This is a genomic window from Weizmannia sp. WK01, from assembly GCF_025905465.1.
GTDB lineage: Bacteria > Bacillota > Bacilli > Bacillales > Bacillaceae_C > Weizmannia > Weizmannia faecalis.
Genome location: NZ_CP109616.1, coordinates 3,018,505 through 3,032,192 on the forward strand (window position 1 = coordinate 3,018,505; position 13,688 = coordinate 3,032,192).

General features: G+C 47.5%; 10 protein-coding genes and 1 riboswitch. Of the genes, 5 read left to right on the forward strand and 5 right to left on the reverse strand.

The window, feature by feature from the left end; genetic code table 11:
- Window positions 1–399: 399 nt before the first annotated feature.
- Genes dhaM through dhaK form a run of 3 tightly spaced genes read right to left on the reverse strand, consistent with a single transcriptional unit; the run spans window position 400 to window position 2,365 of the window.
- Complete coding sequence (gene dhaM / locus OF158_RS14450) at window positions 400–777, reverse strand: dihydroxyacetone kinase phosphoryl donor subunit DhaM (protein WP_017553523.1); 378 nt, start codon at window positions 775–777, stop codon at window positions 400–402.
- On the reverse strand, window positions 770–1,360 hold the full coding sequence (gene dhaL / locus OF158_RS14455; protein ID WP_035183644.1) for a dihydroxyacetone kinase subunit DhaL: 591 nt from the start codon (window positions 1,358–1,360) through the stop codon (window positions 770–772). Before dhaL ends, dhaM begins: the two co-directional genes overlap by 8 nt.
- Before the next feature lie 12 nt (window positions 1,361–1,372).
- Entirely contained in the window at window positions 1,373–2,365 is a 993-nt protein-coding gene (gene dhaK, locus OF158_RS14460) for a dihydroxyacetone kinase subunit DhaK (RefSeq protein ID WP_035183642.1), read from the reverse strand.
- 661 nt (window positions 2,366–3,026) lie between these two features.
- Here dhaK and OF158_RS14465 point away from each other — a divergent pair.
- The 5 genes from OF158_RS14465 (at window position 3,027) to OF158_RS14485 (ending at window position 10,394) form a co-directional block, all read left to right on the forward strand.
- Entirely contained in the window at window positions 3,027–4,064 is a 1,038-nt protein-coding gene (locus OF158_RS14465) for a PTS sugar transporter subunit IIC (protein ID WP_035183640.1), read from the forward strand.
- A 405-nt stretch (window positions 4,065–4,469) separates the two neighbouring features.
- Window positions 4,470–5,213: an oxygen-insensitive NADPH nitroreductase gene (gene nfsA, locus OF158_RS14470; RefSeq protein ID WP_035183638.1), complete on the forward strand. Its 744-nt coding sequence runs from the start codon at window positions 4,470–4,472 to the stop codon at window positions 5,211–5,213.
- Between the two features lie 324 nt (window positions 5,214–5,537).
- Window positions 5,538–6,872 (forward strand): amino acid permease, encoded by a 1,335-nt coding sequence (locus OF158_RS14475; protein WP_035183636.1) that lies wholly within the window; start codon window positions 5,538–5,540, stop codon window positions 6,870–6,872.
- A 412-nt stretch (window positions 6,873–7,284) separates the two neighbouring features.
- Window positions 7,285–7,392: riboswitch (SAM riboswitch) on the forward strand.
- Between the two features lie 149 nt (window positions 7,393–7,541).
- Window positions 7,542–8,438 (forward strand): sulfite exporter TauE/SafE family protein, encoded by an 897-nt coding sequence (locus tag OF158_RS14480; protein ID WP_225620918.1) that lies wholly within the window; start codon window positions 7,542–7,544, stop codon window positions 8,436–8,438.
- A 660-nt stretch (window positions 8,439–9,098) separates the two neighbouring features.
- Entirely contained in the window at window positions 9,099–10,394 is a 1,296-nt protein-coding gene (locus tag OF158_RS14485) for a purine/pyrimidine permease (protein WP_035183633.1), read from the forward strand.
- Between the two features lie 249 nt (window positions 10,395–10,643).
- Here OF158_RS14485 and OF158_RS14490 read toward each other — a convergent pair whose 3' ends face one another.
- Window positions 10,644–12,815 (reverse strand): ATP-dependent helicase, encoded by a 2,172-nt coding sequence (locus OF158_RS14490; RefSeq protein WP_035183631.1) that lies wholly within the window; start codon window positions 12,813–12,815, stop codon window positions 10,644–10,646.
- Between the two features lie 514 nt (window positions 12,816–13,329).
- Window positions 13,330–13,515 carry a type Z 30S ribosomal protein S14 gene (locus OF158_RS14495; protein ID WP_013860453.1) on the reverse strand — a complete coding sequence of 62 codons (186 nt, stop codon included), beginning with the start codon at window positions 13,513–13,515 and terminating at the stop codon, window positions 13,330–13,332.
- Window positions 13,516–13,688: the final 173 nt, after the last annotated feature.

Below are 13,688 nucleotides of genomic sequence, written 5' to 3' on the forward strand. Positions count from 1 at the left end.
CGTGGGAGGCAAGGCGACCGGTTTTTCGTGAACCTTTTACATGCATGCAGCGCGGGATTCCGTTTTGTTGACGGCCTTTCAAACGCCATACAGCGTGACGAGCAAGGCGGCCGGTTTTTCGTAAATCTCTGACATCCATACAGCGTGGGCGTGCAAAATAGACTTTAAAATGGGAGACAAGTGGCCGGTTTTTCGTGAATCTCTGACATGCATACAGTGCGAGGTTCGTTTTTTTCTTGATGGCCATTTTTTAGAACAGGCTTTTAAGGCATCCGTTTTTTCGTGAAAACTTGATGAAGGCTGCCCCACGTTTCATGGCCATTGGGGCAGTCGCCTAGTTCCTATGTTTTTCCACAAAAAAGCAATGCCCGGACCGTTCATACCGGCCCGGGCTATTTTTTATTTTACCTTTAATGGTTCCAGCTGTTTTAAAATTTCTTCCAGTTCTGCATCTGCCTGGATCAGCGCGGCAGCTGTATAGGCACTTTCGACAAAGGCAGTGTCCATCAGACGGATGTATTTATCCGACATTTCCATTGCCATTTCCAAATTCATTTTGGCGCTGCCGAGGTCGTAAAAAGCAAACAGATCATCCGCTTTATTTTCAGCTATGGCGGCATTAATTTTGTCAAAACTTGTGCCAACACCGCCGTCATCGGTCCCGCCCGCATACGTAATGGAAACGTCTTTGGCCGCTTCCTTTAACAATGTGGCAAGGCCGGCTGCGATTTCAGGAATATGAGAAACAATGACAATGCCGACTGGTTTTTTACTCATCCAGAATCCCGCCTTCCAACAAAGCTTCAAACAAATAGCTGCTCGACACCGCTCCTGGATCAAGATGGCCGATGGAACGCTCACCAAGATAAGATGCGCGCCCTTTTGTCGCTTTCATCTCTTTTGTCGCCTCCACGGCAGATTGAATGACCTCTTTTGTCAGCGATCCGGACGCGAGTGCTTCACAGGCTGGCATCCAGACATCGACCATCGTTTTCTCGCCTTTTTCCGCTTTCCCGCGTTTTTGGATGCCTTCAAGCCCGGCTTTTACAATTGCCGCAACATCTTGTTCATTTTCCCCTGCCTGTTTTGCCATCGCAATCAGCGCCGAGCCATACAGCGGCCCCGAGGCACCCCCGACTTTTCCAAGCAACGCCATCGCCGCTGTTTTCAAGACGTCCTGGACGGTGGCAAAACCGCCAGCTGCCAGTTTTTCTTCCATAGCCGCCACCCCGCGCGCCATGTTTGAACCGTGGTCACCATCTCCGATCGCACTGTCCAGTTCGCTCAAATAGGCTTTGTTTTCATTGATTTTTTCTGCAAAACGATGCAGCCAGTCTGTTGCTGTTTCTGCTGTTAACATATTTCCGCCTCCTTACACCCATGCCGGAACGGATACCGGTCGTTTTAAAAATTTAAGCCACGCCTCATCTTCCAGTTTTACAAGCGTGAGGGAAAGGCCGGCCAGATCAATGGACGTCATCAAATTGCCCACTTTTCTAAACGGAACGGTAAGGCCTTCCCGGTCAAGCAGGGCATGCACATCCTTGGTAAAAATATACTGTTCCATCAGCGGCGTAGCCCCAAGCCCGTTGACAAGGAGCGCAAACCGGTCCCCTTCTTTCCAGTTGAACGCATTTTTCAGCCGGGTAACGAGTTCTTCCGCGATCGCTTTTGACGACTTGATTTTTTCCCGCCGGTAACCCGGTTCCCCGTGAATGCCGACACCGTATTCCATTTCATCTTCTTGAAGGACAAAACCCGGCTTTCCGACTTCTGGAACCGTTGCCGGCGAAATCGCGACGCCGATTGTCTTCACATTGGGCACAAGCCGTTCAGCCAACGCCTTGATTTCCTGAAGCGTCTGCCCTTCTGCTGCTGCCGCGCCCAGAATTTTATGAACAAGGACGGTACCGGCAACGCCGCGCTTTCCTGCTGTATAGGTGCTGTCTTCTACCGCGATGTCATCGTCAACCACGATCTTCTCCACCTGAATATCTTCCATTTCAGCTAATTCCTGGGCCATGTCAAAATTCATGACATCCCCTGTATAATTTTTCACAATCATGAACACACCGGCGCCCTGGTCGGCTTTTTTAATCGCTTCAAAAATCTGGTTCGGCGTCGGCGAGGTAAACACTTCACCGCAAACTGCCGCAGACAGCATTCCTTCCCCGACAAAACCGGCATGGCTCGGTTCATGCCCGCTGCCGCCGCCGCTAATGAGCGCCACTTTCCCTTCATCCCGGAAAGTACGATAAATGACGCCTGTCCCTTCCAATCGCTCCACTTTTCCTTCATGGGCGTACACAAATCCATCCAGCATCTCATCGACAACTTTTCCAGGGTCGTTTATAATTTTTTTCATGGCGTATCCCTCCGCATCCTTATGTCCTTTCTTTTGCCCGGCACAACACCTTCTAAAACACCACTTTTATTATACCGCTTCCATCGTGAAAAAAAATCATTTTTCATGCCATGCCAGCAATCACGGATTTCAATTGTTTCAATCATATCTGAGATTGTTTTCGATCACTTTTTTATATAGGGCTTGCTGAACGAATCCAATTCTGAGTTTGTACCCAATTTGTCAGTAAGCTCTAGAAGAAGCCATTTTTGAAAATGCGTGATTCTGTCTTTTCTATACATTGATTCAGCTTTTCCCTGGATTTTTTATAAAATCCTTGCATTTGAATTTTTGCCAAAGCTGTCAGCATTCTTGCCAAATTTAGGAATTTTGCTTATTTAGCAAGCCCTATATATAAGCTGAACTAAACATTATTACTTCTTTATGTGTTGCCAAAAGCAATGTCTATCCCGATCGTAATTGATTTTGGCACGAAAAACTTAAGTTCATATTATATGGTTTTTAGCACTTTTATGCATATGTGCACACACGCGGTAAAGTATTAAAAATTTTTGTTGACTATAATCTGAATGTTTTATATAATCATACGCAAACAGACAAGCATCGGCGCTTATCCGGCAGCGTCAGCAGCGAGGTCAAAACAAAATGGGGGCTTCCAATAATGAAAGATTTCTTTAGCAAACTGTTAAACGGAATGAGCATAGGCATTGTCGTTTCTCTGATCCCAAACGCCTTACTCGGGGAGATATTGAAACTGATTATCCCGCATGCGCCTTATTTGCAGCATGTTGTTGATGCAACCGTTATCATCATGAGCATGCTGCCTGTATTGATTGGCGTTATGGTCGGCATTACCTTTCAATTGACACCGATCCAAATTGCAAGTGTCGGCATTGCCGCAATGGTTGGGAGCGGCGCGATCCAGAAAACGGCTGCCGGTGCATTTGCTTTAAACGGGATCGGGATTGTCATCAATACAGGGATTACAGCGGCATTGGCGGTTTTATTCGTCAAGTGGGTCGGAACAAGGTTAAAGGCTTATTCCATCCTCCTGGTCCCGACATTGAGTATTTTAATACCGGGCATGATCGGACTTACAATTTTGCCATTTATTAAAGCGGCTACCGGGCTGGTCGGCGTCGGGGTGGCACATGTGACAAGCATGCAGCCTGTCGTAATGGGCGCCATTATTGCCGTCATTTTTTGCCTGATTATTTTATCGCCGATTTCAACAGTCGGCGTAGCAACCGTTATTATGCTTTCAGGTGTCAGTTCAGGGGCGGCAAATCTTGGCATTTGTGCCGCCGGGGTCGGGCTTGCCATCGCCAGCTATAAAGCCAACTCGCTCGGTACCGCCCTTGCCCATGTACTTGGCTCGCCGAAAATTCAGATGCGAAACTTCTTTATGAAACCGAAAATTGCTTTCCCGATGCTCATCACTGCTGCCGTTCTCGGTGCGCTCGCCGGCGTCTTTCATATTCAGGGCACGCCTTACAGTGCAGGATTCGGGTTGTCGGGCTTAGTCGGCCCGCTCAATTTCATGCATCTTGCTGAAGGCGGCTGGACTGCGAAAAATATTGCCATTATGCTGAGCACTTTCTTTGTGCTGCCGTTTATCTTAAATGTCGGATTCATTTATGTTTTTTCAAAAAAATTAAAGATGATCAAATCGGAAGACTATCAGCTTAATTTCGAATAGCAAAAAACACTGCAGCCCTCCGGATCAGGGTTGCAGTGTTTTTTTCATCGGACGGAAATTCCGGGACTTCAGAGGTTCGGCCGGCGCGATATAGCAGCATGCGACAATTACGTTTGTGCAAAATGAAATCGAACGCCTTCACTGACTTCGCCCCCCCTGGCATCATAAAGGCGGATATATAAATAATGGAGAAGGGTAAAATGTTCTTCCGCCCTCCGCATGAACATACTCGAAGTTCAATTTGGGTATACCAAAGCGAAAATAGGTTAATTTAGCCTTAATCAAAATATTTTTTGGCAGATCATTGTGGCCATGCTGGACAACAAGCACCTTTCATGCCGGCCGTTTTTTTCTGTGCTATATTTGAACATACAGTGGACTCACCAAAGACAGGAGTGTAAAGGAATGAATACCATCATTGAAACGATTCTCAATCACCGGTCGATCCGCCATTATGAAGACCGGCCGCTATCTGATGAACAAATCCGCCTGATTGTGGAATCCGCGCAGGCAGCCGCCACTTCTCATTTTGTCCAGGCCTATACGATTCTCGGCATTCAGGATCCCGGGCGGAAGCAAAAGCTAGCAGAACTGACCGGGAACCGACATGTCGGAACATGCGGCCATCTGCTCATTTTCTGTGCCGATCTCCATAAACATGAACTTGCGGCACAAATGGAAGGCGTAGAGGCGCAAGATACACTTGAGACAACGGAAAAATTTATGGTCGCGCTTATCGACACGGCACTGGCCGCGCAAAATGCCGCGCTCGCTGCGGAATCGATGGGGCTTGGCATTTGTTATGTCGGAGGCTTGCGCAACCGGCTGCCGGAAGTGGCCGAACTTTTGAAAATTCCGCAATATGTCCTTCCGCTATTTGCGATGACAATTGGCTATCCGGCCGATCCGTCTGCGAAAAAACCACGCATGGAGGCTGAGCACGTTTATTTCGAAGATGAATACCCGGCTGATGAACGTCTTTTGCGCGATCTGAAGGAATACAATGAAACGGTTTCGCAATATTATACAAAACGCACAAACGGAAAAAGGAACGATACCTGGACAGGCCAAATGGCACAATTTTTTAAAGAACCGTCGCGCGTTTTTATGAAGGAATTTGTAGAACGACAAGGGTTTGATAAAAAGTAAGCTGAATAGGGGATCCGTCCGCGCATTTTCCTCTTCTTTCGGCCCATCGCGGAGCACAAGTTAAATAGAACGACATGTTCAAATATGGATATTCAGCGCTTCGGCAACCATCCCGGGACACATATTAAACAGAACGGCGAGATACTACGATGAGTGGTGTCCCGCCGTTTTTTGCATTTTGCTTTGGTGTGAAATGAGGGTGGATCTGTCATCCGGCGATTCCATTTTTTTGTATATCAATATTCCTTTTTTTCTGCTAAAATAGAATAAATGCTTTAGCACTGAAAAGCGTTTATCTAAAACAGAAAAGTGAGATTGATAGAAATGGAGAAAAACAAACATCATTTGCAAAAAGGCTTATCACCAAGGCATGTCCAGTTCATCGCATTGGCCGGGATGATCGGAACCGGCATTTTTAAAGGCAGCTCCGATACCGTCAGCCTTGCCGGCCCGAGTGTTGCCGTTTCTTACCTGATCGGCGGCGCACTTTTATTCATTGTCATGTCAGCACTTGGGGAAATGGCGCTCGTCCACCCCGGCTTAAACGTCCAAAATCTGATCCACAAAGCATTCGGCAGCCGGGTTTCTTTCATTATTGGCTGGCTGTACTGGATCAACTGGGTCATTGTTACAGTTGTGGAACTGCTTGCAGCCGGGAGCTTCCTGCAATTCTGGGTTCCCCAAGCGCCATTGTGGCTACTCAGTTTGCTCTGTGCTGCTTTCGTGGTCGGCATCAATTTAATTGAAGTGAAGTACTACGGCGAATTTGAATTTTGGATTGCCGGCATTAAAATTATCACGTTGATCGTTTTTATCCTGCTTGGTGCTCTGATTTTATTCGGTTTATTCCCCGGGACATCTTCCACGGTGTCTAACTATACCGCGCACGGCGGTTTTTTCCCGAACGGGCTTCACGGTACGTTCAGCGCTTTTCTGATCGTTATGTTTTCATACGGCGGCGCGGAACTAATCGGCGTTACCGTTTCGGAAACGAAAGACAGCGAAAAAGTGCTGCCGCGTGTCATTAAACAGACCGTTGTCCGTGTCATGCTTTTTTATATTTTGCCAATCCTGATCATTTGCGGCATTATCCCATGGAACCAGGTTTCTTCCGTGGAAAGCCCGTTTGTGCAGGTATTCAGCCGCACCGGGATCCCTGCTGCCGCCCATGTGATGAATTTTGTGCTCTTAACGGCCGTTCTTTCTGCCGCCAATTCCGGTATTTATGCCACTTCGCGCACACTGTTTAACATGGCGCAGTCCGGAGAAGCGCCGCGCGCCTTTTTAAAAATTTCCCGGAAAGGCGTCCCGCTCACCAGTATTTTGCTGACCTCGCTGTTTATTTTAGCCGGCGTGATTCTGGCCTATCTTACGCCGGATGAGGTCATCAGCTATTTGATGACCATCCCGGGATTTACCGTCGTCCTTGTCTGGATCGCCATCTGTGCAGCCGAACTGCGGCTCCGGAAGTCGTATGCAAAATTGCCTTCCTTCCGTGTAAAAGGGTATCCTTTCATGGTCTGGATTGCGCTGCTTGCACTCTCGGGCATTTTCCTGTCCTTTTTGCTGGGCGGCGGCAATCCGATTGGAACAAGCGTCTGCCTCGCTATTTTAATCGTGCTGGTCGTCCTGTCACTGAGAATCAAAGGAAAGGAATAGGCTCCAGCAGGCTGTGTTGATAAAACCGGTTCACTTGGGCGGGGAGAAGGCAGAAATCCAACTGCGCGATAAGCGGGCACCAACGAGCGGTGTTGATAAAACCGGTTCACTCGGAGGGGGGGCAGGCACGGGTGTGCAGCGCGTATCAAACTGCCAGAATGGGCGGCACGCTAACCCGTTTGGACTCTTTTTCGTTTTGTGAAGCGAATGAAAGCGGCCATGATGCCCCGCCTGGTCCTGATGACCTGCTTTTTAAAACCCATCCAGCGTAAAGAAAAAAACTCCCGACAGAGCGTGATCTGATGGGGAGTTTTTTCTTTATCCCCTCATTCGTATAAATCCGATAAAAAAACTTGCAATAATTATATTGACTTCCATTTATTTTCTGATAAAATTTTAAACAACAACAAATTACTTATCAAGAGCGACGGAGGGATCTGGCCCTATGAAGTCCGGCAACCTGCAGCGAGCAGCAAGGTGCCAATTCCAGCAAAATGGGTACCATTTTGAAAGATAAGCGCTTATCCTTTACTCGCTGTCTTTCCGTAAAAATGGCGGAAAGATTTTTTATTTCTGCAAGGCCGGCCGTTTGAACCAGGATAGGCCCTGATGCGTATAATTCCTCTACATCAGGATGAATCAAATTTATGGATGAAGAAAGCGGGGAACATGAACATGCAAAAATTAATTGTCTTAGCACTTGTCGGCCTTGCCGCACAATTGGTGGATGGATCTCTCGGAATGGGTTACGGGGTGACTTCAACCTCACTTTTGCTGGCTTTCGGGATTGCGCCGGCTGTCGCATCCGCTTCTGTGCATTTGGCGGAAGTTTTTACAACGGCGGCTTCCGGGGTTTCACATATGAAATTTGGGAATGTCGATAAAGGGATCATTTGGAAACTGGTTGTACCAGGAGCTGTCGGTGCCTTTCTCGGGGCAACCGTTCTTAGCCATCTTCCTGCGAGCACATTAAAACCGTACATTTCTATTTTTCTGATCGCCCTTGGCCTCTATATTCTTATCCGGTTTCTGATCAATGCGCGCGGGGCGTTGAAAGTCAAAAAGAAGACCGGTTCAAACGTATTTTTTATCCCGCTCGGCTTTGTCGCAGGATTTTTTGATGCAACGGGGGGCGGCGGCTGGGGTCCTATCGCCACACCGGCTTTGCTTTCCAGAAATGACATCGAACCGCGGAAAGTGATCGGCTCGGTGGATACCAGTGAATTTGCCGTATCCCTAGCATCAAGCATCGGTTTCCTTTTATCCCTCGGCGCTATGCAGATTAACTGGATTTGGACGATCGCCCTCATGCTTGGCGGCCTGATCGCCGCACCGATTGCAGCCTATCTGGTTAAAATCCTGCCGGCTCATTTGCTGGCTGTCATAGTCAGCGGCATGATTGTGTTCAGCAACGTGCAAACTTTATTAAAAATGGCGGGCGCCGGTAGCGGCTGGTACGGCGTTACCTATACAGCCATTGCGGCAATATGGGCCATCCTCATTTTCTATACAATCAGAAGACACAAACGGGCAGTTGCCAGCGCCAGCGTAAGCGTCACAGAATAAGGAATGTTTTCGGGCAAGGGATCCATTGCCCGGATTGTTTTTACCTAAACAAATTTTGGCAAAGAATGAACATAGACGCTTCTATTTGAAGGAACAGTGCCTTTTTTGCTCGCTTCCTTAATGTAGAGGCGCTCTATGTTAAGAAACAACGTCTTTTTACCGCGCTTCCTTTACGTAGACGACCTCTATGTTAAGAAACAAAGCTATTTTCGCTCGCTTTCTTAACGTAGACGCGCTCTATGTTAAGAAACAACACCTTTTGACCTCGCTTCCTCAACATAACCGGCCATGCCGCTACCACGTAGCACCAGCAAAAATTATCCATCATAATTTTTTTCGAGATAGCATGCCTAAGTAAAGGCAGCCGCAACTCTTTTAGTGACAAACAAAAAGCGTTCTGCATGAAGATCGCCCAGAAATTTTTTGCGGATCCAAACATAGCTTAGCCCCTGCCACATATATATCATTTAAATAGAGGCAAAAAACATGGCTTAACCCGCGCCCCGTCCGGTTTGCAACCCCTGTTTATGCCGCTATCCGCCATGCCCGCTATCCCTCCCTCGTCCGCAAAGTGTATTATGTTTAAAATGTAAAACCTGTTTTGCTATAATTATATTTACTGGTATTTTCCATTTTTTGAACGGAAAGAACGGTGTGTCTATGAAAACATTGATTTCGTCGCTGCAATGGATGGCATTTATGATCGCCGGGTCGATCGCGGCCCCGATTGCCATTGCGGATGCTTTCCATTTCAGTGCAGGTGAGACTGCCCTGTTTGTGCAGCGGACGCTTTTTGTACTCGGGATCGGCGGCCTTTTGCAAGGAATTTTCGGCCACAGAATGCCCATCAATGAAGGGCCGGCCGGGCTGTGGTGGAGCGTGTTTGCCATTTATGCAGGGCTTGTCGGCAGCTTGTACAGTTCAAGCACTGAATCTCTGCAATATTTGGCAGGCGCACTGATTGTAACCGGCATCTTTTTCTTTCTACTCGCTTTTACCGGCTTTGTGGACCAATTAAATAAACTGTTTACGCCGGTAGTAACATTTATCTATTTGCTGCTTTTGGTGCTGCAGTTGAGCGGCTCTTTTATGAAAGGGATGCTCGGCATTACGGGTGCCCATCAGGAAGTCCGGCCGCTTGTTGCCGTTTTGAGCCTTGTCACCGTATTGCTTACATTCTATTTTGGCCATGTAAAGAAACCGTGGGTCAAGCAATATTCGATCATGCTCGGCTTGATTTGTGGCTGGATTTTGTTCGCGCTTTTCGGTGAAGCACCGGCTATTACATTTGGGGAAAGCTGGTTCTCTCTTCCCGCTGTGTTTGATTTTGGAAAACCGCGTTTTGATTCCGGTGCCGTCACAACCGGTGTATTCATCGGGCTTTTGTTAACTGCGAATATGATTACGTCTGTGCGCGTCATGGGAAATGTGACGGGAGTCCGCCAAGAGCGGGTGCGGAGCAGTCTGTTCATATCCGGCATCAACCAGCTGCTTGCCGGCATCTTTTCCGCTGTCGGTGCGGTTCCGATTGCAGCAGCGGCAGGCTATGTTGCACAAACCGGTATAAAAGTGCTGAAACCATTTTTGTATGGTGCTTGTTTCGTTTCCATCATTGCTCTGCTGCCACCGCTCGTGCATATCATGTCTGCGATTCCCGCGCCGGTTGGTTATGCCGTTACCTTTGTGGTCTTCACACAATTGGTTGGCCTTGCCTTAAATGATCTTGAAAAAAGCCCGGACAAAGAGATTGCCCACACAACAGCAGGCATCTCCTTCCTGGTCGGAATCGGGGCGATGTTTTTGCCGGCTCATGCGACCGAACATTTGCCAATGATGATCGCTACTTTTTTAAACAACGGCTTAATCCTTGGATCTGTGGTCGGCATTTTGACAGAACAGCTGCTGATTTGGAGGAAAAAAAGAAATACGCAGGAAAACAGCATCCGCGAGCAGTAAATCTCGGGAATGCTGCCAAACAGCAAGGAGGCTCTGCTCCCATTCGCACGGGGCACCAACCGGATGGCACCTTTGTTGCAGTCATCCAAATGGCCTGGGGCGTTCCAATTCAATAAAAAGGGGCACAGGACTTGATCGCCGAATCCCTTGCCTCCGTACAACGTGAGCCTGTTGCGGCGGTCAGGGATATAAAAAATGCCGGGAAATTCCCGGCATTTTTTATATCCGCTTCCGTTTTTCCACACACGATTACAGATCGGCTTCCTCGAGCAGCCCTTTTTCGATGCAGGTGAGGGCAGACAGTTTTATCGTCCGTTTTTCAAACCGGATGGCAAGGGTGTCACCATCAATATCAACAATTTCACCATGACCAAACACACGGTGCTGGATTTTTTTACCGGCCACAAAAGCGGATGCGTCCTTAATGGCATTCGGGTTCTGCGGGATGGAGACCGTCTTTTTGCCGATTCGGGCAACTTCTATTTCTGGCTTTGTTTTTCCGGCCTTTTCAACACTGTTGACAATTCCCTTCACCGCTGCCACAAACGGTGAGTCCATTGCCCGGCTTCCGTTGCGTTTTTCATAGCTGACCATTTCCAGTGACTTTTTCGCGCGCGTCATTGCCACATAAAAAAGACGGACCGATTCTTCCATCAGTAAATCATCTTCTTTTTCATCGTTACCCGGAATGATCCCATCAACCAAGTCAATCATATACACCTTTTCAAACTCCAAACCTTTTGAACTGTGGAACGTCGAAAGCGTCACAGCATGCCGGCCTTTGTTCCCTTTCGCCGTTTTTAAAATGTGCGCCAAGTGCTGAAGGCGGGCGGCAAATTCCTCCATGGTGGAAAGCGTGTCCGCAATTTCTTCGAGTGTGTTTAAAATGCCAATCAGGGGATCCTTTCGAAATCCTAATCTTTTACACATGTTTTCGAGCGCTTTTTCATAGCCGAGCCTGCCGCGAATGACATGAATCGCATCCAGCGGCGGCATGCCCCGCATTTCCCGGAGCGTCTCCTTTACTTCACGCACTTTTTGGACCTGGTAGTCCTTCAAATGCGCGTATTGGATTAAATTGTCAAAAACAGATTGGTTATTATGGATCCCCTTTACCGCTTCCATCTGCTGTTTCGTAATATAACCGTCCAGTTTCGAATGGACCTGCGCGAGGATATCCGCCCGTTTATCGGTAAACGTGAGCCGCATCACATTCAAAATATCCTGGACGACCCAGTGGGAGAAAAAGCGGTTGTCGGTATCTTTGATATAAAACGGAATCCCTTCCCGGTCAAATTCGTTGATCAGGGCAATCGAAGACATATTGTTGCGGTACAGCACGGCAATTTCCGAGAAATTTTCGGATGCGGCAATGTTTTGGGCCAAATATTTTGCCTGGTATTTATAATCCGGCAGGCGCACAAACCGGATCGGCCCGGCAGGCGGGTTTTCCGTGAACATGTTTTTATCATAGCGGTGCTTGTTGCGCTTGATAAACAGGTTGGCAGCCGTGACAACCTCTTGAGATGACCGGTAATTTTGTTCCATAAATAAAATTTTCGCATCCGGATACACCTTTTTAAAATTCAACAGGTAGGACGGCTCCGCACCCCGCCAGCTGTATATCGACTGGTCATCATCGGCGACGACGCACAAATTCCGGTGCCGCCGCACAAGTTTTTCAACAATGGCATGCTGCACCATGGAGGTATCCTGGCTCTCATCCGTCAGCACATAGTCATAACGCCCCTGATACATACAGAGAAGATTCGGATCACGCCTGAATATTTCATTCGCATGCGTCAGCATATCATCAAAATCAAGAAGCAGCTGACCGGTACCCTGCTTTTTAAACGCCTCATACTCTTTTAAAATCCGGGCAGCTTCCGGCACACCTGTCGCAATCTTCCCCCATTTTGCAGGCGGGATCATCTTGTTTTTGATGTAGCTGATATACGTCTGCAGTTCCTCCAGCTGGTCTTCCGTGATCCTCTCCCCGTTAATGGCCTTGTATACATCCCGCAAAATTTTTTTCTTATGGTACGGCCCCGCCTCGCCTTCAATCAGCAAGAAAGGGACATTGGTCCGTCTGAAAAAAACGCGAACGAGTTCAAAAGCAAGGCTGTGGATCGTTGAAAAATCAACGGGCGGAAGATTCGGAAAAAGCTTTTGGAACCGGTCTTTCATGTCAGCGGCAGCGGCACGGCTGAACGTAATGGCTTTAATCCGTGCAGGCGCCACCCCTTTTTCTTCAATTAAATAGCCGATCCGCATGATGACGGTTGTCGTTTTTCCGGAGCCAGGGGAAGCCAAAAGCAAAAGCGGACCTTCCGTTTGCTTTACGGCCTCTTGCTGCACTGCATTCACCACAATTCCGGACTCCTCTTTTTTACGGGTAAAAAAGTCTTGGTTCGTGTTCATTGCCATTGCTCCGTTCCAAATGCTTTGATTTAATAGTAGCATATTGAGTGGAGTGTTGGCATAAAATCTACCTATTCAGTTTTGACAACGGTCTCCTATGTATAAAAATTTTCTCGATCGCATTGGAAGCCTGCCTTCAACATCTCACAATCGAGAAAAACTTGACACATCTCTCGTCATAAAAAGTTTTGCCTATGACGGCGTTTTCGAATATCCTCCCCTTTTTTCATTTTCTATAAAAGAAAAATTTCTGCATGCATGCCGAAATTCCTTTTAAAAAAATCAGAAGGGAAAGGTTTTGGATTTCCAAGTAAACATGCCGGCTGTACTGGAAATCAAGGTACCCGCTCCGCCTACGCGGTGTACCGATGATGGCCACGCTTGCCATCCCCGCTGATTTTAGCGTACCACCGATTTGTTAAATTATGATGAAGAGGGATTAAAGAATTTACAAAGATGCGGAAAGAACGGGGATATGTATCCCGTGCCCCGAAAAAAGGGGAGCGGGGAAGGCTTACCAGCTGGATTTCTTTACGCCCGGAATCTCGCCTTTATACGCAAGTTCCCGGAAACAGATGCGGCAAAGTTTGAATTTCCGGTATACCGAATGAGGACGCCCGCACCGCTCGCAGCGTGTGTAAGCCTGAACTTTAAATTTCGGCTCACGTTTTTGTTTGACAATCATAGATTTCTTTGCCATGACGTTCGCCTCCTTTCTATGTGCTAACAGTTTATTTTACTATAAATTCAATAGAAAAGATAGTGGTATATTTTGGCAGATTCTTTCTAAATCATTTTACAAATAACATACCTATTGTTGGCTAATACCGTTTTTTGGAATTATAATTTGACCCGATTGTTTTCCTGGTTTCG